This window comes from Aromatoleum evansii, from assembly GCF_012910805.1.
Lineage (GTDB): Bacteria > Pseudomonadota > Gammaproteobacteria > Burkholderiales > Rhodocyclaceae > Aromatoleum > Aromatoleum evansii.
Genome location: NZ_WTVK01000003.1, coordinates 37,930 through 59,380 on the forward strand (window position 1 = coordinate 37,930; position 21,451 = coordinate 59,380).

Annotated in this window: 17 protein-coding genes; 11 read left to right on the top strand and 6 right to left on the bottom strand. The window is 66.7% G+C overall.

Annotated elements, in window-relative coordinates; genetic code table 11:
• Window positions 1-41 precede the first annotated feature (41 nt).
• Both GO615_RS02075 and GO615_RS02080 read right to left on the bottom strand, forming a co-directional pair.
• Window positions 42-3,218 (bottom strand): EAL domain-containing protein, encoded by a 3,177-nt coding sequence (locus GO615_RS02075; protein WP_169125388.1) that lies wholly within the window; start codon window positions 3,216-3,218, stop codon window positions 42-44.
• Window positions 3,219-3,278: 60 nt separating this feature from the next.
• A complete protein-coding gene (locus GO615_RS02080) occupies window positions 3,279-5,483 on the bottom strand; it encodes a RelA/SpoT family protein (RefSeq protein ID WP_169125389.1) in 2,205 nt (734 codons plus the stop codon).
• Between the two features lie 130 nt (window positions 5,484-5,613).
• On the opposite strand from GO615_RS02080, the gene GO615_RS02085 reads away from it, so the two are divergent.
• The 3 genes from GO615_RS02085 (at window position 5,614) to GO615_RS02095 (ending at window position 7,984) form a co-directional block, all read left to right on the top strand.
• Window positions 5,614-6,507, top strand: coding sequence for a DMT family transporter (locus tag GO615_RS02085; RefSeq protein WP_169125390.1), 894 nt, complete (start codon window positions 5,614-5,616; stop codon window positions 6,505-6,507).
• 4 nt (window positions 6,508-6,511) lie between these two features.
• Window positions 6,512-7,327, top strand: coding sequence for a M90 family metallopeptidase (locus tag GO615_RS02090; RefSeq protein WP_169125391.1), 816 nt, complete (start codon window positions 6,512-6,514; stop codon window positions 7,325-7,327).
• Window positions 7,328-7,543: 216 nt separating this feature from the next.
• A complete protein-coding gene (locus GO615_RS02095; RefSeq protein ID WP_169125392.1) occupies window positions 7,544-7,984 on the top strand; it encodes a host attachment protein in 441 nt (146 codons plus the stop codon).
• A gap of 124 nt (window positions 7,985-8,108) precedes the next feature.
• Here the strand turns inward: GO615_RS02095 and GO615_RS02100 are convergent, their stop codons facing one another.
• From GO615_RS02100 to ispD, 4 genes are all read right to left on the bottom strand, one after another.
• A complete protein-coding gene (locus GO615_RS02100; RefSeq protein WP_169125393.1) occupies window positions 8,109-8,594 on the bottom strand; it encodes an aminoacyl-tRNA deacylase in 486 nt (161 codons plus the stop codon).
• Window positions 8,595-8,707: 113 nt separating this feature from the next.
• Window positions 8,708-9,277: an RNA 2',3'-cyclic phosphodiesterase gene (gene thpR, locus GO615_RS02105; RefSeq protein ID WP_339380079.1), complete on the bottom strand. Its 570-nt coding sequence runs from the start codon at window positions 9,275-9,277 to the stop codon at window positions 8,708-8,710.
• Window positions 9,278-9,308: 31 nt separating this feature from the next.
• The gene (ispF, locus tag GO615_RS02110) at window positions 9,309-9,806 is read right to left on the bottom strand and encodes a 2-C-methyl-D-erythritol 2,4-cyclodiphosphate synthase (protein ID WP_169125395.1); all 498 of its coding nucleotides are present in this window, start codon (window positions 9,804-9,806) and stop codon (window positions 9,309-9,311) included.
• A 1-nt stretch (window position 9,807) separates the two neighbouring features.
• Window positions 9,808-10,512, bottom strand: coding sequence for a 2-C-methyl-D-erythritol 4-phosphate cytidylyltransferase (gene ispD / locus GO615_RS02115; protein ID WP_211166915.1), 705 nt, complete (start codon window positions 10,510-10,512; stop codon window positions 9,808-9,810).
• A gap of 149 nt (window positions 10,513-10,661) precedes the next feature.
• Here ispD and GO615_RS02120 point away from each other — a divergent pair, with 149 nt between their 5' ends.
• The 8 genes from GO615_RS02120 (at window position 10,662) to GO615_RS02155 (ending at window position 21,435) form a co-directional block, all read left to right on the top strand.
• Window positions 10,662-11,933, top strand: a complete 1,272-nt coding sequence (locus tag GO615_RS02120) for a DUF4010 domain-containing protein (protein ID WP_169125396.1) — start codon at window positions 10,662-10,664, stop codon at window positions 11,931-11,933.
• Window positions 11,934-11,990: 57 nt separating this feature from the next.
• Window positions 11,991-12,818, top strand: a complete 828-nt coding sequence (gene amrB, locus GO615_RS02125; RefSeq protein ID WP_169125397.1) for an AmmeMemoRadiSam system protein B — start codon at window positions 11,991-11,993, stop codon at window positions 12,816-12,818.
• Window positions 12,796-13,353, top strand: coding sequence for an AmmeMemoRadiSam system protein A (gene amrA / locus GO615_RS02130; protein WP_169125398.1), 558 nt, complete (start codon window positions 12,796-12,798; stop codon window positions 13,351-13,353). Before amrB ends, amrA begins: the two co-directional genes overlap by 23 nt.
• Window position 13,354: 1 nt before the next feature.
• On the top strand, window positions 13,355-14,446 hold the full coding sequence (amrS, locus tag GO615_RS02135) for an AmmeMemoRadiSam system radical SAM enzyme (protein ID WP_169125399.1): 1,092 nt from the start codon (window positions 13,355-13,357) through the stop codon (window positions 14,444-14,446).
• Window positions 14,447-14,463: 17 nt separating this feature from the next.
• Window positions 14,464-15,201, top strand: a complete 738-nt coding sequence (locus GO615_RS02140) for a dienelactone hydrolase family protein (RefSeq protein WP_339380080.1) — start codon at window positions 14,464-14,466, stop codon at window positions 15,199-15,201.
• Window positions 15,202-15,260: 59 nt separating this feature from the next.
• Complete coding sequence (gene mfd, locus GO615_RS02145; RefSeq protein ID WP_169125400.1) at window positions 15,261-18,719, top strand: transcription-repair coupling factor; 3,459 nt, start codon at window positions 15,261-15,263, stop codon at window positions 18,717-18,719.
• Between the two features lie 314 nt (window positions 18,720-19,033).
• Window positions 19,034-20,308: an NAD(P)/FAD-dependent oxidoreductase gene (locus GO615_RS02150; RefSeq protein ID WP_169125401.1), complete on the top strand. Its 1,275-nt coding sequence runs from the start codon at window positions 19,034-19,036 to the stop codon at window positions 20,306-20,308.
• Between the two features lie 344 nt (window positions 20,309-20,652).
• Window positions 20,653-21,435 carry an ankyrin repeat domain-containing protein gene (locus tag GO615_RS02155; RefSeq protein WP_169125402.1) on the top strand — a complete coding sequence of 261 codons (783 nt, stop codon included), beginning with the start codon at window positions 20,653-20,655 and terminating at the stop codon, window positions 21,433-21,435.
• Window positions 21,436-21,451: the final 16 nt, after the last annotated feature.

A 21,451-nucleotide genomic window follows, 5' to 3' on the forward strand; every position in this document is an offset into this window, starting at 1 on the left:
CTGCCGGAGACGGTCGCCCAGCTCGGGCCGTGGCGCCTGCGTCAGGCGCCGGCGTCCGCTGCCCAGCGCGCGAGCCACTCGTCGGCAGGCGCCGGGCGGCCGAACAGATACCCCTGATGCACGACCTCGCCGCGGCTGTTGAGAAACTCCGCCTGCTCGGCCGTTTCCACCCCTTCCGCGACCACCTTCAGCTGCAACTGGCGAGCAACGGCGAGGATGGTTTCCACCAGCGCGGCATCGCTGGGGTCGTGCGGCGCATCCTGCACGAAGGTCTTGTCGATCTTGAGTTCGTCGATGGGCAGGCGCTTCAGGTAGGCGAGCGAAGAGTAACCGGTGCCGAAATCGTCGATCGAAAAGTGGATGCCCAGGGCGGACAATTCGCGCATCTTCGCGACCACGTCGCTCACGTTGTCGATGATCAATCCCTCGGTGATCTCGAGTGTGAGCCGCTCGGGAGGCGCACCGGTCCGGTCGAGCACACTTCGCACCCAGGAATTGAATTCGGGTTTGCGGAAATGCCGCGGACTGATATTCACGGATAGCGCGAGGGGCAGGCCGGCCGCGTCCGCAACCGCCACCAGCCGGCAAGCCTCGTTCATGACCCAGACGCCCAGTTCGACGATGAGATCGGACTCCTCGGCGACCGGCACGAAGACCCCCGGCGGAACCAGACCGCGTTCCGGATGCTGCCAGCGCACCAGCGCCTCCGCCCCCACCACCTCGCCCGCGGCGCTGAACTGCGGCTGGAGGAATAATCGAAGCTCGCCGCGCGGAATGCCGGCACGCAATTCGCGCTCGATGCGGAAGCTCTCGGCGGCGGATTTACCCATGCTGGCTTCGAAGAAGGCCGGGTGACCGCCGCCACCCTGTTTGGCGCGATGCAGGGCCGTGGTGGCGCGGCGCAGGATTTCGCTCGCCGTGTCGCTGTCCTCCTCGGGGAAGAGCGTGATGCCAATGCTGCCAGTGATGCGAACGGTCTCCCCGCCGAGCTCGAATGGGGTTTCCAGCGTCGACTGGATCTTGCGGGCGACCTGCAGCGCATGCCGGCTCGCGGCCTCGGCCGTGCGGTCGACCACCGGCAGCATCAGGGCAAACTCGTCGCCGGCCATGCGCGCCACGGTGTCGCCTTCACGCACGACCTCGCGCAGTCTCGCGGCCACGGCCTTCAGCAGGGCATCGCCGAGTACGCTGCCACGGGCGTCGTTGACGACCTGGAAGCGGTCGATGTTGAACAGCAGCAAGGCCTCCCGATAGCCTTGGTGCTGGCGCGAAGCGAGCACCTGCGTGAGGCGATCGATGAGCAGGCTGCGGTTGGGCAGGCCGGTCAGCTCGTCGTAGAAGGCGAGATGGTGGATGCGTTCGGCCGCTTGCTTGCGTTCGGTGATGTCCTGCTGGATTGCGAGGTAATGACTGACCGTGCCGTCGGTCTCGCGCACCGGCGCGATGATCGAGTACTCGATGATCTCGCTGCCGTCGCGCCGCAGGTTGACGATCTCGCCCTGCCAGATCTCGCCGCGCTGCAGCGTCAACCACATCTCGCGGAAGGTCTCGTTCGGGGTCTTGCCCGACTTGAAGATGCGCGGATTGCGTCCCAGCACCTCCTCACGGGAAAAACCCGTGATGCGGACCAATGCGTCGTTCACGTACTCGATGGTTCCGGCCGGATCGGTGATGAAGATGCATTCAGGGCTCTGCTCGACGGCGAGCGACAGCTTGCGCAGCTCTTCGTCGGCGAGCTTGCGCGCAGTGACGTCCTGGACCGTGCCGATGGCGCCCACAAGCTTGCCGTCCGTGTCGCGGCGCAAATCTGCGCGCTCCTGCAGCCACGCGACGCCGCCGTTGCGCAGGATGCGGTGTTCGACGTCGTAGGGAGCCCCTTTCAGCGCGGCCTGCCAGGCCCGGTCGATTACATCCCGGTCGTCTGGATGAACGCACTGCAGGAAATCCTCGTATGTGACGGGCGTCCCGGGGCGGACACCGAAGAGCCGGTAGGTCTCATCCGACCACAGGAGCGAGCCGCTCCGCACGTCGAGATTCCAGCTGCCTATCTGTGCGACCGACTGCGCCTGCGACAGATTCGCCGCGAGGCGCTGGCTTTCCTGCTGGGCGCGGGCGAGGCGGCGATTTATCCGCACCAGGCGAAAGGTCGCGAACGCGGCGAGAGCGAAGCCCGCCAACAGCAGTGCGACGGCGTACGGTTTCCACCGCCGCCAGACGTCGACGAACGTGAACTCGGGCGCCCGGTCGAAGGGCGGCAGGCGCAATCCGCGCAGCAGGTCGTCTACCGGCCGGTAATCGCCCGGAATCGTGAAGCCGGAAATCTGCAGCGTGTCCGCGACTTCGCCGTCGTGAGGCAGGGCCAGCAGCGCCGCGGTGACACGCCGCGCGAGGTCATGGGGTACCTGCGGCATGGCGACGACGGGCCATTCCGGGTACAGGCGCGTACTCACCGGAAACGGGTATCCGGGATACTGACGCGTGCCGATGAGCTTAAGCTGCGCCGGGTCGAGCCGCCCCTGAAGGGTGAGCGACTCGATCAGGCCGGAACGGACGAAGCCGACATCGGCGCGCCCGTCCAGCACTGCATCGATCGCCCTGCTCTGCGGTTGCCCCGTCTCGACAAGGAGCTTCTCCTGCGGCGGCCGTACGCCCGCGCGCAGCAACTCCGCCACCTGCATCTGGTAGGCGCCGAATGCGGCGCGCCCTGCGGTGGCAACGCGCGCGCGGCCGACATCATCGAAGGAGTCGATGTCGGAGCGGTCGGCACGGGTGAAGATGACACCGCCGAAGGCACTGACGGGCACGCCGTCCTCCTTGTTCACCAGCGTGACGAGTGGCGAGGACAGATGGTGTTCGTAGGTGAGCTGCACGTAGAGCGCCGGATTCACAAGCACGAAGTCGATCCGGCCATCCGCCAGCGCCGCCACGAGTTCGTCGAGGTGATGCACGCGCAGGACGAAACGCGCCCCCTCGACCGTGCCGTTCAGGTAATCGACGAGCGGTTGCCAGCGCGCATGGGTTTCCTGCAGCGGGCTGAAGGACAGGACGGCGAACTCGACGGCGTCGTCCGCGACGCCTCCGCCAGCCCCCTCTTGCGCACGCACGATTCCGGGGTGGAGCGAGGCGACTGCGGCCGCGAGTACGAGCACGAACCCGGCGAGCAAATTCGCCACGCTTGCATGCAGCCTGTCCGGGCGACGCCAGTCGACTGAATTCATGCTCAGGTACTCTGCATCAGGACCACACTACACTCGCTGCGCCTGCAGCGGAAACGCGCATCACTTGCGCTGCACGTCGATCACGTCGCGCACTTCGCGAATGAGCGCCATCGCGCGCTGCACCTGCGCGACGCTGTGGACCTCCATCGTGAAGCGCATGAACGCCGTCCCCTTCTTCGTGATCGTATTCACCGCAATTACGTTCAGTTTTTCGCGCGACAAGACCTCGGAGATGTCGCGCAGGAGGCCCTGGCGGTCCGCCGCCTGGACGACCACATCGACCGGGAACACGGATTCGCGGCTGTTGAAGGCCTGTTCGCCCCAGTCCGCCTTGATGACCCGCTCGGGATGATCGCGCACCAGGCGCTGGAAGTCGGGACAATCGATGCGGTGGATGGACACGCCGCGGCCGCGCGTGACGAATCCTTCAATGGCATCCGGCGGCGCGGGCTTGCAGCAGCGGCCGAGCGAGGTCATGAGCTTGCCCACGCCGACGACCAGCACCTTGTCGTTGGACTCGTCGGTGTGGCGCCGGCCGATGACGATCTCGGGTTCCGGCGTCGGCGCTTCGGGCGCCTCGCCCTCGCGTAGCGCCATCTGCACCGAGCGCGCGCCCACTTCCCCGCGCCCTGCGGCCAGATACATGGACTCCGCGTTCTTGAAGCCCAGCCTGCCCGCAAGCTCGTCGATGTTGGCACGCGACTGGCGCTCGCGCTGCAGTTCACGCGTGACGAAGCTGCGCCCGCGCACGAGCAGCTCTTCCTCTTCCTGCTGGCTGAAGAACTGGCGGATCTTGTTGCGCGCACGGCTGGTGGCGACGTAATGCTGCGTCGGGTTCAGCCAGTCGCGGGAGGGGCCGCCCTCCTTGGCGGAAGTGATTTCGACGGTCTGTCCGTTCTCGAGCTGCGTGTTGAGCGGGACGAGATGGCCGTCGACCTTGGCGCCGCGGCAGCGGTGACCGAGGTCGGTGTGCAGGCGGTAGGCGAAGTCGATCGGCGTGGCGCCGCGCGGCAGGTCCACCACCTTGCCCTGCGGCGTGAGCACGTAGATCGCATCGTCGAGCGAGGCGCGCTTGAACTTCTCGACCCAGTCGGCCGAATCGGTCACCTCGTCGCGCCACGACAGCAGGCTGCGCAGCAGCGCGATCTTTTCGTCGTAATCGCTGCCGTGGCTCTTGCTGCCTTCCTTGTAGCGCCAGTGCGCGGCGACGCCGAGTTCGGCGTGGCGGTGCATCTCGTACGTGCGGATCTGCACTTCCAGCGCCCGGCCGTCGCCGGCCAGCACCGCGGTGTGCAGGGACTGGTAGTTGTTGCCCTTGGGGTTCGTGATGTAGTCGTCGAACTCCTGGCCGATGGGCTGCCACAGCTGGTTCACGATGCCGAGCACCGTGTAGCAGTCGCGCACGTTGTCGACCAGCACGCGCAGCGCGCGGATGTCGTACACCTGCGAAAAGTCCAGCCGCTTGGCGCGCATCTTGTTGTAGATGCTGTAGATGTGCTTGGGCCGCCCATAGACCTCGGCCTTGATGCCCACCGCGGCGATTTCCTTCTGCAGGCGCTCGATCGAGGACTGGATGAACTCCTCGCGCTCGACCCGGCGCTCGTCGAGCATCTTGGCGATGCGCTTGTAGGTTTCCGGCTCAAGGAAGCGGAAGGAGAGATCCTCGAGCTCCCACTTGAGCTGCCACACGCCGAGGCGGTTCGCCAGCGGCGCGTAGATGTCGAGGCTTTCGCGCGCGACGTCCGCCCGGACGTCGACCTTGTGCTCGGTGAAATAGCGCAGCGTCTGCGTGCGCGACGCGAGCCGCAGCAGCACGACGCGGATATCCTCGACCATCGCGAGCAGCATCTTGCGCAGGACTTCGGTCTGTGCGCGGATCTCCGGAGCGGTCGCCGTGGCGGTCATGCGCGTGAGCAGGCGCAGGCCGTTGAGGCGGCGAAGCCCATCGACGAGGCGGGCGGCGGGCTCGCCGAATTTTTCGGCGATCCGGTCGGTGGCGTCCTCGATATAGTCGCCGACGGCGAACAGGATCGCGGCGACCCGCGTCTCCACGTCGAGGCGCAGCGAGGCCACGATCAGGCCCATGCCGATCGCGTGGGTCCAGACGGACTCGCCGGTACCAAGGAAATGTCCTTCATAGACGCCCTCGGCAAGGGCAACGGCATCGACGATGGCCGCGCGCTCCTCCGTGCTCAGCCCTTCGGCGAGCAGGTCGATGGGGGCCGCGGACTCGGACTGGGAGATTGCATGCGTGACGGAAACCATGCGCGGATTATCCCATACGGGCCCCCAACACGGCGCGGAGCACGCCACACCCGCGCGTTGTGAGATCATCTGCGGCCCGACGGATGCGCCACGCAGACGAGCCGCCACTCGCCCCGGGCGCGCACGCATAATGAAAAAAACCTTCGCCAACCCCTACCTCCTGCTCACCCTCACCGTGTTGTTCTGGTCCGGCAACATGATCGTAGGCCGCGGCCTGCACGGCGCGGTCCCGCCGCTGGCGCTGGCCTTCTGGCGCTGGACGATCGCGCTCACGCTGATGCTCCCGTTCGCACTGCCGCATCTGCCCAGCCAGTGGCCTCAGTTGCGGGCGCGGTGGCCTACGGTGGTGTTCCTGGGCCTCGTCGGCGTCGGCGGCTACAACACCTTCGCCTACATCGCGCTCCAGTACACGACCGCAACGAACGCGACCCTGCTCAACTCCTTCACGCCCATCGCGACGATCGTGCTGGCCTTCCTGATCCTCGGCAGGCGCCTCGGCCGGCTGGAGGTGCTGGCGGTCGTGCTGTCCTTTGCCGGCGTCATGACGATCGTGAGCCGCGGCAGCATCGAGACCCTGCTCGGGTTGAGCCTCAACCTCGGCGACCTGTGGATGCTGCTCGCGGTCCTGACCTGGGGCATCTACACCGTCGGGCTGCAGCGACGCCCAGCGGGAGTGGATCCGATGCTGCTGCTCGCCGCCTTCACGCTGGTCGGCCTCCTGCCGCTGATCCCCGCCTATCTGTGGGAAATCGCCTCGGGAAAGACGATCGCCGTCAGCACCGCGTCGATTGCCGGCATCCTCTACACGGGCATCTTCCCGGGCTTCCTCGGCTATGTGTTCTACAACGCCGCCGTGGCGGCCATCGGCCCGAACCGCGGTGCGCAGTTCATCCACCTGATGCCGGTGTTCACCACCCTGCTGGCAGCGGTCTTTCTCGGCGAGCGGCCGCTGTGGTACCACTTCGCGGGGATCGCCCTGGTGTTTTCCGGCATCCTGCTCGCCACTCGCGGACCGGGGCGCTGACGCGATGATCGGCATCCTGGAGCGTTTCCGCCGCTGGCGCAGGGCGCGCCGCCTCGATGCGGTGACGGTGACGGACGAGATGTGGGAACGCGCAGAGGCGCGCCTGCCCTTCCTCGATTACCTCGAGGCGGACCACCGTCGGCGGCTGCGCGAACTGGCGCGCGCCTTCATTGCCGAGAAGCAGTTCTACGGCGCCCACGGCTTCGCGCTCACCGACGAGGTCATCGTCACGATCGCCCTGCAGGCCTGCCTGCCGGTGCTGCGCATCGGGCTGCGCGCCTACCGCGGCTGGGTGGGCGTGATCGTCTACCCGGGGGATTTCGTCATCCCGCGCAAGATCATCGACGAGACCGGAGTCGTGCATGAATACGACGACGAGGTACTGGGGGAAGCCTGGGAAGGCGGCCCGGTGCTCGTGTCGTGGCACGACGAGGCCGATGCGCCGGAAGGCGTGAACGTGGTGATCCACGAGTTCGCCCACAAGCTGGACATGGAGAACGGCGAGGTCGACGGGCTGCCCCTGCTGCCCGCCGGAATGTCGCGCAAGGCCTGGGCGGCGGCGTTCTCCGCGGGCTACGAGCTTTTCTGCCGGCAGGTCGATGCGCACGAGGACACCGCGCTCGACCCCTACGGCTCGGAAAGTCCGGCCGAGTTCTTCGCCGTCGCGTCCGAGGGCTTCTTCGAGGCCCCCTGCCTGTTGCAGGAGGACTTCCCGGCGATCTACGAGCAGCTGCGGCAGTTTTACGGCGCCGACCCCGCGGCCGGCGAGCGGCGCGTGTACGGCGAACCGCCGCAGGATGCGGGCGTCGAATCACCATGAAGGAAGGCCGGATATTCCATTCCGGTTTTCCTGCGTATGTCAGATGTGCTGAAACTCCTTTGAATTCGCGTACTGCAAGCGTTTCGCGAAGCGCAGCAAACTTCGCAGACGAAATTCGATTGCGATCCCGTGACAGCCGGTCTAAGCTGGAATCGCTGCATCTGTAGCCGCAGCGTGCTGTCCGTTCGACTCGACTCAAATCCCGGAGGACGATTCATGGCGATTACCTGGATTCTGGTTGCCAATGCCAGCCTGGCCAAACTGTACGCGAACCTCGGTCCCAACAAGGGCCTGACGCTGGTTAAGGAGCTGATCCATCCCGAAAGTCGACAGAAGAATTCCGAACTCGTTACCGATCGCGCGGGGGCCTCGCCCTCGGCAGGCAACGCATCGGGTTCGAAGCAGGCACAGACCCAACCCAAGGTCCATGAGGCCAAGGTCTTTGCGCAGGAGATTGCACAGGAGCTATACAAGGGACGAGCCACGAACGCATTCGGCCGGGCCATCGTCTTCGCACCACCCGCATTCATGGGAATGCTCAATTCGGTGCTCGACACCCCGACCTCACAACTGATCACGGATCGCTTCGAAAAGGACTACACCAAGGAACCCGAACCGGTGCTGCGCGAACGCCTCGCGTCCTGCCTGTTCGTCTGATTCCGGCCGATTCTTCGACCGTCTCTCTTCAGGAGACGATGGGACCGTGAAGAGCGGTCCCGAAGAGCAGCGGGGCGCTTGGCGCCCCGCTTTTTTTCATCCGTGCAGCTCGCGCGCCGTCACTTCAATGCCGCCACTGGCGCCCGCTGAAGTGCATGCGCTCGGCATTCTCCATTTCCATCATGGTCATGAAGTCGCTGCGGCTCATCTGGATGATCTTCTCGTGGTCGCCGGCCTCGAAATAGATCTCTTCCTGATCGGCGATGCTTTCGTCCACGATCATGCGCATGCCGTAGACGGAACCCAGCGGCGGCACCGCGCCGGCTTCGCAGTCCTCGAACAGCGACGCGAGCTCCGACTCGCTCGCCAGCCGCAATTCGCGGTGCATCGCCCGGCTCAGGATGCCGAGCTGAACGTGCTCGGTAGACGGCAGCACGGCCATCAGGTAGCCGTGATCGTCTTCGAGGACAACGGATTTCGCGAGACTGCTCGCGGGAATGCGCGCCTGATGCGCGGTATCCATGCTGCTGTGTGAATGGGGATGGTTCAGCACGTCGTAGCGCAGACCGTGCTCCATCATGAACTCGTGGACTTTCGACGGGATTGCCATGGCAGTCTCTCCTGGTCATCAGGTGCGGGCAATTCTTGTGCGTCGCCCTTGGCAATATTGGGATCCGGAAACCCTCCCTGCGGCGCCCCTTGCGCGTTCGCCGACGATATATTTTAGGCTGTCGGTGGCGAGCCTGCCGGCCCGTCCTCACCTCGGGTTCGGTCCCGCGTCCCGACTACGCCGGGCCAGGTTGCGACAACGGTGTATTGCGCGCCCTCGGGGCGCAGATCGGACTCGACCAGCACGAATTCGCGCACCGGCCAGTCGATCGGCGGATCGAGTTCCTCCGCAGGAAACTCGCCGCGTGCGTTGCGCAGCAGCGTGACGTGCGCGGCGAACTTGCGCCGTTCGACCGGGAAACCGCCCGCGGCGAGCGCCGCGTTGAGCTGGCTCACGAGCGACTCCAGCTCCGCGGGTACCTCGGTCGCGCCTGCCCACACGATGTGATTGTGGCGCCAACCGGCGATGCGATCGAGCCGAAGCGTGAAGGGCGCGAACACGACCTTGTCGGCCGCCGCACGCAGCGCGTCGAGGCGCTCGCGCGCAATGTCGCCGATGAAGGCGAGCGTCAGATGCAGCGTATCGCGGCGCATGCGCCGGCCGCCGGTGGCCGCGTGCGCGCGCTCTCCCTCCTTGTGCAGCCGGCGCGAAATCGCCGCGTCGGGCCAGAGGGCGAAAAACACCCGCGCGCGTTGCGGCGCGCCGGATGAGGTCTCAGCCGGCCGCGTCATCCCGCACGAGCAGCGCCACGACCTGGGCAGCGATGCCCTCGCCGCGTCCCGTAAAGCCGAGCTTTTCGGTGGTCTTGCCCTTGATGTTCACCGCCGCCTCCTCGATCCCCAGATCAGCGGCAATGTTCGCGACCATCGCCCGGGCATGGGGGAGGATCCGCGGTGCACGGCAGATCACCGTGGCGTCCACATTGACGACCTCATAACCGGCCTTGCGCACGGCGGCAAAAGCCTCGCGCAACAGCACGCGGCTGTCGGCGCCGGCGTGCTGCGGGTCGGTATCGGGGAACAGACGCCCGATGTCGCCCAGGCCCGCCGCGCCGAGCAGCGCGTCGGTCAGCGCATGCAGCAGCACGTCGGCGTCGGAATGGCCGAGCAATCCGCGCTCGTAGGGAATCGTGACGCCGCCCACGATGAGCGGGCGTCCTGGCACCAGGGCATGCACGTCGAACCCCTGGCCGATGCGGAAAGGTACTTTCATGTCAGCGTGAATCCCTGTTCGTGAGGATCCACTCGGCCAGGTGCAGGTCGAGCGGATAGGTGACCTTCAAATTGGTGGCATCGCCCTCGATCAGCCGGGGGCGCAGGCCGGCGGCCTCGATCGCGCTCGCCTCGTCGGTGACGTTGCTCGCGGCCTCCAGCGCACGGCGCAGCATCACGTAGCGGAACATCTGTGGCGTCTGCGCCTGCCACAGGCTGTCGCGCGGCACGGTCTCGAGTACATGGCGGTGGGCGTCGGCACGTTTGAGCGTATCGGCGACGGGAACCGCAAGGATGCCGCCGACCTCGTCATGCGCCAGTTCGCGGATGAGCTTTTCGATGTGCCAGCGGGCGAGACAGGGGCGCGCGGCATCATGCACGAGCACCCAGTCCGACTGCTCCGCCTCGCGCACAATCGCGCGCAAGCCACCGAGCACGCTGTCTGCGCGCGTGGCGCCGCCGCAGAACAGCGGCACCAGTTTGGGGCCAAGGCCGGACCAGTCGTGGCGCTTCCATTCCGCGTCGCCGACCGACAGCACGACGAAGACCTTGTCGATCTGAGGCGTCGCGCACAGCACTTCGAGCGAATGGCGAATTAGCGGCTTGCCGAGGAGTTCGAGGTACTGCTTTGGCTGCGATGCGCCCATGCGGCTGCCGCTGCCGGCAGCCGGGACGATCGCGAAATGGCGGGGATGAAAGTTCTGCATGGCGCGGATTCTAACCGCGCCGCGCCGCACCCGGCGAAACTCCGCCCGCCGCGTGCGCGCCGGCTGCGATTGGAATACAGTGGCAATATGTAACGAAGGAACGCGGCCGCCCCCTGAACCCGCACGGTACGTGCGAAAGGAGAGCCCAGGTGCCTTTTGCCAAACCGGTCGATCTCGCGCAGATCGAGGCCTTTCTGATCGCGATCGGCATCGGTCTGCTGATCGGCTTCGAACGCGAACGCGTCGCATCGGCGCGAGCCGGCGTGCGCACCTTCGGTCTCGTCGGCCTGCTGGGCGCGCTGGCCGGCATGCTCGGCGACCACCTCGCCTCCATCGCGCCGGTGGTCGTCGGCATGGCGATCATTGGCGCGATGATCATCGCCGCCTACCTGCGCCACCCCGATCCGGTCGATCCGGGAACGACCTCAGTGGCGGCGCTGCTGGTGTGCTACTGCCTGGGTGTCGCCGTCTGGCTCGGGCATGCGATGATAGCGGTGATCCTGTCGGTGGCGACGACGATCCTGCTGTACTTCAAGACTGAACTGCGAGGCGTCGCGACGCGGCTCGAGGCGAAGGAATGGATCTCGATCTTCCAGTTCGCCGTCCTGTCGCTGGTCATCCTGCCCTTCCTCCCGGACGAGACCTTCGACCCGTACAACGCCGTGAACCCCCGCCAAGTGTGGTGGATGGTGGTGCTGATCTCGGGCCTGAGCCTCGCCGGCTACGCGACGCTGCGCCTGGTGGGAGCGCGTTACGGCGCGGCCTTCGTCGGCATCGCCGGGGGGCTCGCATCGAGCACCGCCACGACGCTGATCTATGCGCGCAATGCGCGTGAAACCCCGCCCTCGGCGCCGATGGCGGCTCTCGTGATCGTGCTCGCGAATCTGGTGATGATGGTCCGCGTCGCGATGATCGCCGCGGTGGTGGCCCCGGGGGTGGTGAAGTCGCTGGCGCTGGCGATCACCCCTGCCCTGCTCCTCGGCGCGCTGAGCCTGTTCTGGTATTGGCGGGAACAGACAAGCGGTCAGGCCTTCATGCCGGAGACGCGCAACCCGACCGAACTGCGCGCGGCGCTCGGCTTTGGCGCGGTGTACGCCGTCGTCCTGTTCATCTCCGCCTGGCTCTCGGAGATCGCTGGCAAGCAGGGGATGTACGCCCTCGCGCTGGTGTCCGGCCTCACCGACATGGATGCCATCGCGCTGTCGAGCATGCGCCTCTTCAATCTCGGCAAACTCGCGCTCGACGTCACGGTGATCGCCATCGGCCTGGCGATGATCGCCAACCTCGTGTTCAAAACCGGCATTGCCGTCGTCGTAGGGGGACGGCCACTCGGCATGAAGATTCTGGGCGGCATGGGCGCGGTTGCAGCCGGACTGGGCGGCGGGATCGCCTGGCTCGCAATGTTTCCGGGAAGCCTATAATTCATCAGCAAAGACTTAACCACGAATCCGGCCCAGCCCTCACCCGAAAGGAATTCCATGGCCACTGCCTCCATTCGCCCCGCTGCGGTCGCCGGCTACTTCTATCCCGACGATCCGCACGTGCTGCAGGCCCAGATTGGTGAAATGCTCTCGACCGCCGTGCCGCTGGAGGCGGTCTCCGCGCCCAAGGCGCTCATCGTCCCGCATGCCGGATATGTCTATTCCGGTCCCGTTGCAGCCAGCGCCTACGCGACGGCGGCGGGACTGCGCGACGTGGTGCGGCGCGTGGTAATGCTGGGGCCGGCCCACCGAGTGCCGGTCGCATCCTTCGCACTGCCGGCCGCGCAGGTGTTTTCGACGCCGCTCGGACCGGTGCCGATCAGCCGCAAGGACTGGCTCGCGCTGCAGCAGCGCGCCGATGTCGTGGTCGATGACCGCCCGCATGCGCTGGAGCATTGCCTGGAAGTCCAGCTCCCCTTCCTGCAGACCATCCTCGACGCGTTCGAGCTCGTTCCCCTGCTGGTGGGCGGCGCCAGCGCCGAGCAGGTGGCGGAGCTCCTCGACACCCTGTGGGGCGGGCCGGAAACGCTGATCGTAATCAGCTCGGACCTCTCGCACTATCAGCCCTATGCGCAGGCCTGCTGCACCGACCGCAGCTCGGTCGACCAGATCCTGAAACTGCGCACGGGCCTCGACCATGACCAGGCCTGCGGCGCGATGCCGATCAACGGCCTGCTGCGTGTCGCGGCTCGCCACGGTGTGGAACCGCACCTCCTCGACCTGCGCAATTCCGGCGACACGGCGGGCGACCGTTCGCGCGTGGTCGGTTACACCAGCATCGCCTTTTGCGAATCGACCAGCCATGCCGCTTCCGCCCGACACTGAACTCGGCCAGATCCTGCTCGCCCGCGCACGCCACGCCATCGCGCATGAGCTGGGCGCCGAGCGCACCCCGCCTGACGGCGACCCGCGGCTGGGCGAACGGGGGGCAACCTTCGTGACGCTCAAGCGCGGTGGCGATTTGCGCGGTTGCATCGGCAGCGTGCGCGCGCAACGATCGCTGGGCGAAGATGTCGTACTTAACGCGGTAGGCGCCGCTACACGGGATCCGCGATTTCCGCCGATGTCGCGCGACGAACTCGACAAGGTCGACATCGAGGTTTCGCTCCTGTCGTCGCCCGAGTTCGTCGAGTTCTCCGATGAAAGCGAGCTGATCGGCAAGCTGCGTCCCGGCGTCGATGGGGTTCTGCTGTTTTCCGGCTGTCGCAGCGCGACCTTCCTGCCGCAGGTATGGGAGCAGCTCCCGGAACCGCACATGTTCCTCGCCGCGCTCAAGCAGAAGGCCGGCCTTGCACCGGATCGCCCCGCGCCGAACCTGATGGCGGCGACCTACACGGTGCGCAAGTGGAAGGAGCGGTGAGATGAACTACCCGGCGCGCTACTGGCACCATCTCGACGACGGCCGCATCCAGTGCGACCTGTGTCCGCGTTACTGCCGGCTGCATGCCGACCAGCGCGGCGCCTGCTTCGTGCGCATGCGCGAGGGCGACGCGATCGTCCTCACGACCTACGGCAGGAGCTCGGGCTTCTGCATCGATCCGATCGAGAAGAAGCCGCTCAACCATTTCTACCCCGGCACCAGCGTGTTCTCGTTCGGCACGGCCGGCTGCAACCTCGCGTGCAAGTTCTGCCAGAACTGGGACATCTCCAAGTCGCGCGACATGGACAGCCTGATGGACGCGGCCTCGCCCGAGGAAATTGCCCGCACGGCCGCTGACTGGGGCTGCGCCAGCGTGGCCTTCACCTACAACGACCCGGTGATCTTTGCCGAATACGCGATCGACACCGCCAAGGCCTGCCATCAACTGGGACTCAAGACCGTCGCCGTCACCGCGGGCTACATCACCGAGCTCGCGCGCCCCGATTTCTACGCCCACATGGACGCTGCCAACGTCGACCTCAAGGCCTTCACCGACGAGTTCTACGTCAAGGAGTGCGGCGCACACCTGCAGCCGGTGCTCGACACGCTCAAGTGGCTGGTGCACGAGAGCGACGTCTGGGTGGAGATCACAACGCTGCTGATCCCGGGGCTCAACGATTCGGAAGACGAGGTCCGCGCGCTGTCGCAATGGGTCGCGAAGGAGCTGGGCAGCGAAGTGCCGCTGCATTTCTCCGCCTTCCATCCCGACTACAAGCTCACCGACATCCCCGCCACCCCGCCTGCGACGCTGACACGCGCCCGCCGCATCGCGCTCGCGGAGGGGCTGAAGCACGTCTACACCGGCAACGTGCATGACCGCGAAGGAGGCATCACACGCTGCACCCACTGCGGCGCCCCAGTCATCGAACGCGACTGGTACGAGATCCTCGATTACGCGCTAGACGACAAGGGCGCCTGCCGCAAGTGCGGCACGGCACTCGCGGGCCGCTTCGGCCACTACTCATCGCCCTTCGGTTCGCGCCGCATCCCGGTCGCCATCCACCGCCAGCCCACCACAAACGCCAGAACCTGATCCGGACTCGCCCGACCGTGAAACTGCGAACCACTGACATCAGCATCCCCTTCGAGCACATCTGGCTCAGCGGCGAACTGGTCCATGCGCCCGACGTGGCCGGCCTCGCGGTCGTGCTGCGGCCAGCCGGCAGCCCGTTCGCGCAGTCGCGCGACCTGCGCGTGGCGCGCGAGCTGCAGCGAGCGGGTTTTGCGACCCTGCTCATCAACCTGCTCACCACCTACGAGGAAACGCGCGACCCGGACGCGCGCTTCAACGTGCCGCAGATGGCAAACCGCGTGGTGGCCGTGCTCGACTGGATCGGCCATCAGCCCCCGCTCGCCGGGCTGGGAGTGGGACTGGTCGCATCGGACACCGCGTGCGGGGCGGCGATCCGTGCCGGGTGGAAGACTGCCGACCGCATGTCCGCCATCGTGTGCCGCGCCGGCCGTCCCGACCTCGCCGGACTGACGCCGCTCAACACCCTCGCCGTGCCGCTGCGCATGGTCGTCGGCAACGACGACCCGCAGGCCGGCATGATCCGTCAGGCCTTCGAACACCTGCGCTGCCCCAACGACTGGCATGTGCTCACCGGCGTTGCGGACGAATTCCGCGAGCCCGGCGCCATCGAGCGCTTCGGCGAGCTTGCGGCGAACTGGCTGCGTGAGAGGCTGCCGGTACCCGGCCCCGTCGAGCAACGCATCCACGACGGCGCCCCCGCCGGAACGGCATCCGGCGGAACGGCAGATCAATCCGCGTCCTCGCATCCCCTATAATTCGCCCCTCGCTTCCCCCGTTCCCACACGTCCGTCCGCGGCCCGGCCGCAACAGCCCGATGTCCCGACCGCTCGACGCCCTGATTCCGCAGCTCGCCTCACTCGCCTTTCCGAAACCCGGCGCACGCCTCGACCTCCCCGCCCTCGCGGGCTCCGCCGATGCGGTCGCGATCGCGCAGCTCGCCTCCCGCGGGCGCTGCCTGCTGCTGGTCACGGCCAATCCGCTCGATGCCCAGCGCCTGCAGGACGAGATCGCCTGGATTGCGCCGGGACTGAGCACCCATCTGCTGCCCGACTGGGAAACCCTGCCTTACGAGAGCTTCTCGCCGCACCAGGACCTCATCTCCGAGCGCCTGTCGACGCTGTACGCGGTGAGCCGCGGCGAGGCCGACATCGTCCTCGTGCCGGCCTCGACGGCGCTGTATCGCATGGCGCCGCCCGCATTCCTCGCGGCCTATACCTTCTTCCTGAAGCAGGGCGCGAAACTGGACGTCGACCAGCTGCGCAACCAGATGGCGGTGGCCGGCTACACCCACGTCACGCAGGTCGTGAGCCCGGGCGAGTTCTCGGTGCGCGGCGGTCTGGTTGACCTCTACCCGATGGGCGCGGTGCTGCCCTTCCGCATCGACCTCTTCGACGACGAGGTCGAGAGCATCAAGACCTTCGATCCGGACACGCAGCGCACGGTCTATCCGGTGCCGGAAATCCGCATGCTGCCCGCGCGCGAATTCCCGATGGACGAGAAGGGACGCACGCATTTCCGCAGCCGCTTCCGCGAGACCTTCGAGGGCGACCCCTCGCGCGTGTCGCTGTACAAGGACGTGTCGAACGGCATCGCGCCGGCCGGCATCGAGTACTACCTGCCGCTGTTCTTCGACGACACGGCGACGCTGTTCGACTACCTGCCGGCCGACGCCGCGGTGGTCCTCCATCGCGACGTTCCGGCGGCGATCGAGGAGTTCTGGCGCGACACGCGCTCGCGCCACGATTTCCTCAAGGGCGACCGTACGCGCCCGGTGCTGCCGCCGGACGCGCTGTTCCTCGGCCAGGAATCGTTCTACGCAGCACTGAAGGATCGACCGCGCATCCACATCGCCGCGCCGGATGCCGACGCGGCAACTGCTGCCGCATCGGCGCTTCCCGATCTATCGGTCGAGCGCAAGGCGACCGATCCGCTGCATCGCCTCAAGGCCTTCCTCGAAAGCGACTGGGCCATGGCCGGCGGACGGGTGCTGGTGCTGGCCGACGCCCCGGGCCGCCGCGAGACGATCTCCGAGTTCTTCGCCGAATACGGCCTGAAACCGGCGGCAAGTGCGGACTGCGCCGGCTTCCTCACCTCGACCGAGCCGCTAGCCCTGGGGGTCGGCCCGCTCGCGACCGGCTTCCTGCTGCCCGAAGCGAAGATCGCGATCGTCACCGAGTCCGAGCTGTACGCCGCAACGACGCGCACCCGCGCCCGCCGCGACACGCGCAAGGCCGCGACGATGGAAGGCTGGCTGCGCGATCTCTCCGAGCTCAAGCCCGGCGACCCGGTCGTGCATGAATCGCACGGCATCGGCCGCTATCTCGGCCTGATTCACATGGACCTCGGCGAGGGGCAGACCGAGTTCCTCGACCTCGAGTACGCCAACGGCGACAAGCTCTACGTGCCCGTCGCCCAGCTGCATGTGATCTCGCGCTACGCCGGTGCCGACCCGGAGGCCGTCGAGCTGCACCGCCTCGGCTCCGGCCAGTGGGACAAGGCCAAGCGCAAAGCCGCGATGCAGGTGCGCGACACCGCCGCCGAGTTGCTGGCCCTGTACGCGCAGCGCGCCGCCCGCCCCGGCCACCGCTTCGACTTCAAGCAGCACGACCTCGACGCCTTCGCCGAGGGCTTCGGCTTCGAGACCACGCCCGACCAGCAGGGCGCGATCGACGCCGTCATCGCCGACATGAAATCCGGCCGCCCGATGGACCGCCTCGTGTGCGGCGACGTCGGCTTCGGCAAGACCGAAGTCGCCCTGCGCGCGGCCTTCATCGCGGTCGCCGACGGCAAGCAGGTCGTCGTGCTGACGCCGACCACGCTACTGGCCGAACAGCACTACCAGACCTTCTCCGACCGCTTCGCCGACTTCCCGATCCGCATCGCCGAGCTGTCGCGCTTCAAGAGCGCCAAGGAACAGGCCGAAGCCCTGAAGCAACTCGCGGAAGGCAAGGTCGACATCATCATCGGCACCCACCGCCTGCTGCAAAAGGACGTGCAGTTCAAGCGACTCGGCCTCGTCATCATCGACGAGGAGCACCGCTTCGGCGTGCGCCAGAAGGAGGCGCTCAAGGCGCTGCGCAGCGAGATCGACATCCTGACGCTGACCGCGACGCCGATCCCGCGCACGCTGGGCCTCGCGCTCGAAGGCCTGCGCGAGTTCTCGGTCATCGCCACCGCGCCGCAGAAGCGCCTCGCGATCAAGACCTTCGTGCAGCGCCACAGCAAGGGCATCGTGCGCGAGGCGGTGCTGCGCGAATTCAAGCGCGGCGGCCAGGTGTACTTCCTGCACAACGAGGTCGAGACGATCGAGAACGTGCGCAACGACCTCGCCGAGCTCTTGCCCGAGGCGCGCATCGTCGTCGGCCACGGCCAGCTGCCCGAACGCGAGCTCGAACGCGTGATGCGCGACTTCACGTCCCAGCGCGCCAACCTGCTGCTGTGCACGACCATCATCGAGACCGGCATCAACATCCCCACCGCCAACACCATCATCATCAACCGCGCCGACCGCTTCGGCCTCGCCCAGTTGCACCAGCTGCGCGGCCGCGTCGGGCGCAGCCACCACCAGGCCTACGCCTACCTGCTGACCGACGCCCACGCCAAGCCGACGGCGCAGGCGCAGAAGCGACTGGAAGCGATCACGATGATGGAGGAGCTGGGCTCCGGCTTCTACCTCGCGATGCACGACCTGGAGATCCGCGGCGCAGGCGAGGTGCTCGGTGAAAACCAGTCCGGCGAGATCCAGCAGGTCGGCTTCAGCCTGTACACCGAGATGCTCAAGCGCGCGGTGCGCGACCTGCAGGCGGGCAAGGAACCGGACCTGAGCCAGCCGCTGGAAGTGGTGTCAGAAATCAACCTGCATACGCCGGCCCTGCTGCCCAACGACTACTGCCCCGACGTGCAGGAGCGCCTGACGCTGTACAAGCGTCTCGCGAACTGCGAAGCGGACGACGAGCTGCGCAGCCTGCAGGAAGAGCTGATCGACCGCTTCGGCGAACTGCCGGCGCAAACGCAGGCGTTGATCGAATCGCACCGCCTACGCCTGCTCGTGAAGCCCTATGGCGTGGCCAAGCTCGACGCCAGCGAAGCACAGATCAGCGTCCAGTTCGGCCCCAACCCGCCGATCGACCCGGTCAAGGTCATCATGCTGATCCAGAAGGACCGCAACACCAAGATGTCCGGCCCCGACCGCCTGATCCGCAAGGCCAGCCTGCCGAACCTCAAGCAGCGCGTTCAAGGCGTCCGGGAGCTGCTGGACGCCGTGAGGGCCTGATCCGCACGGTATCGCGCCCCGGCCCTGCACTCGCGCGGCCCAACAGCCGGGGCGGGGAACCGCGATTTCGACGCTGACGCACGCCCGCCGCGCTCGAGGCCGAGCCGAAAGCCGTATCGTCTCCTGCCCCCTCTTCGCTTTGTAACCCACGTCACCGATTAAAACATTAGACTATTCTAATGTTACTATCGGTTCGTGCACGCCGCGCCCTTCGGGCGCGCCGATGCAGTCGGAGGGAAAGCGCAATCGCTGGCTCCCTCCGCCGCCGACAGACCCGGTCACCGGGCACCCGCAATCGACAAACGGAGGAGACAATGGCTCACATCGTAATCATCGGGGCAGGCATCGGTGGCATGCCGATGGCCTATGAGATGAAACAGCTCGCGCGCCCCGGGGACGAGGTGACGGTGATCGCGAACACGGCGACCTTCCACTTCGTGCCCTCCAATCCATGGGTCGCAGTGAACTGGCGCAAGCGTGGCGAAATCGAACTCGAAATTGCTCCCTTGCTCGCCGCGCGCAAGATCCGCTTCATCCAGCAGGCTGCCGCCCGCGTGCATCCCGGACGAAATCAGGTCGAACTCGCCGATGGCAGTTTCGTCGATTACGACTATCTCGTGATCGCGACCGGACCGCGCCTCGCCTTTGAGGAAATCCCGGGACTCGGCCCCGACGGCCATACGCAGTCGATCTGCCATGTCGACCACGCCACGGCGGCGGCGGGCGTCTGGTCGGACTTCATCGCCGACCCCGGCCCCATCGTCGTCGGCGCCGTCCAGGGCGCCTCCTGTTTCGGGCCAGCCTACGAGTTCGCCTTCATCATGGAAACCGACCTGCGCAAGCGCAAGCTGCGCGACCGCGTGCCGATGACCTTCGTGACCTCCGAGCCCTACATCGGCCACCTCGGGCTAGGCGGCGTCGGCGACTCCAAGGGCATGCTCGAATCGATGTTCCGCGAGCGGCACATCAAGTGGATCTGCAACGCCAAGGTGACGCGCGTCGAAGAGGGCAAGATGTTCGTGACCGAGCACGACGACGAAGGCAAGCCGAAGAAGGAACACGAGCTGCCGTTCCGTTACTCGATGATGCTGCCCGCCTTCAAGGGCGTCGACGCCGTCTTCGGCGTCGAGGGCCTGAGCAACCCGCGCGGTTTCGTGCCGATCGACGCCTACCAGCGCAACCCGGCCTATCCGAACGTGTACGCGATCGGCGTGTGCGTCGCGATCCCGCCCGTCGAGCCGACCCCGGTACCGATCGGAACGCCGAAGACCGGCTTCATGATCGAGTCGATGGTCACCGCGACCGCGAAGAACATCCGCGCCGCCCTCGACGGCCACGAACCGGGCGAAAAGGCGACATGGAATGCCGTCTGCCTCGCGGACTTCGGCAGTTCGGGCGCGGCATTCATCGCCCTGCCGCAGATCCCGCCGCGCAACGTCAACTGGGTCTCCGAAGGAAAGTGGGTGCATCTGGCCAAGGTCGCGTTCGAAAAGTACTTCATGTACAAGGTGCGCAAGGGCAAATCCGAACCGATCTACGAGAAGATCGTCATGGATGCGCTCGGAGTCATGAAACTCAAGGGACGTTGAACGCACGGTCGGCGGCGTTACGCAAGCATTCGGACACCGGAGGCGGCCCCGTCAGGTAGCGCAACCCGCGCGACATGGCCCCCCAGGGCGGGAGCGGCCGAATCGTATCCCGGCATGCGGCGCTCAACTGCATTCGGCTTGACCGGATCGGCGGGACGCGCTGCGGGCCTACCGCCCCAGGAAGGTTCGTGCGCCGGCCATCGTCCGCATACCGCTCCTCCGCAGGTGTGCGAGAATGCAAACCATTCTCGCACACCTCGCAGCACGACGTCAGCGATGCACAGGCTCCCCGAGCTCGCACGTCGTCCGCAAATCGCGAACAACCGGCGACGGGACGCTCCCCCATGAAACACCCCCTCTTCGAGAGTCTTGGCGACAGGTATCCGGTCCATCTCGAAGAAAAATTCGACCGCATCCTCACGCGCATCGAGTTCCTGTGGGACACGCCCGAGATCCACGATTACTTCAGTGATCTGCTGATCGACAAGCGCGGCGGACGGCAGGGCTTCCCGCCCCTGGTGCTCGCCGACATCATCACGCTGCGCGAATTCCGCGAACTGGAGACCTTCCGCCAGGCCGAGCGCCGCGAACATGCGGTCCGGGAACTTGCCGAGCGCGGTGTCACGGTCGACCGGGAGGCGTTCCTTGCCGCCTTGCGCGCCGGCGATCGCGAACTCATCGACCTCTTCGTGCGCGCCCGATTCCCCTTCCACGGCATCGACGTGGACGGCACACCGCCGCTGCTCTTCGCATTGAAGCGCGGCTTCACCGTGATCGCCAGCATCCTCGTGAACGCCGGCGCGGACGTGAACGCCCGCGACCACCTCGGGCTCACACCGCTCCTCGTCGCCTGCGGCAAGCCGACCCAGGGCTACCGGACCATCGCCGAAGCACTCATCCTCCGCGGAGCCCAGGTGAACGTGCGCGATCCGCTGGGCAACACGCCCTTCCTCCTTTCCCTGTCGGGCGGGGTCCTCGACATCGCCGAGCTGCTGGCCGAACGCGGGGCGGACATCTTCGCGACCACGCGCAAGGGCGAAACCGCGCTCGCGCTGGCAAACCGGCTCGACACGCCGGAAGGGACACGCGTTGCCCAACTGATCCGAGACAAGGGCGCCACACGCTAAGCCTTGTGTCCCGGTA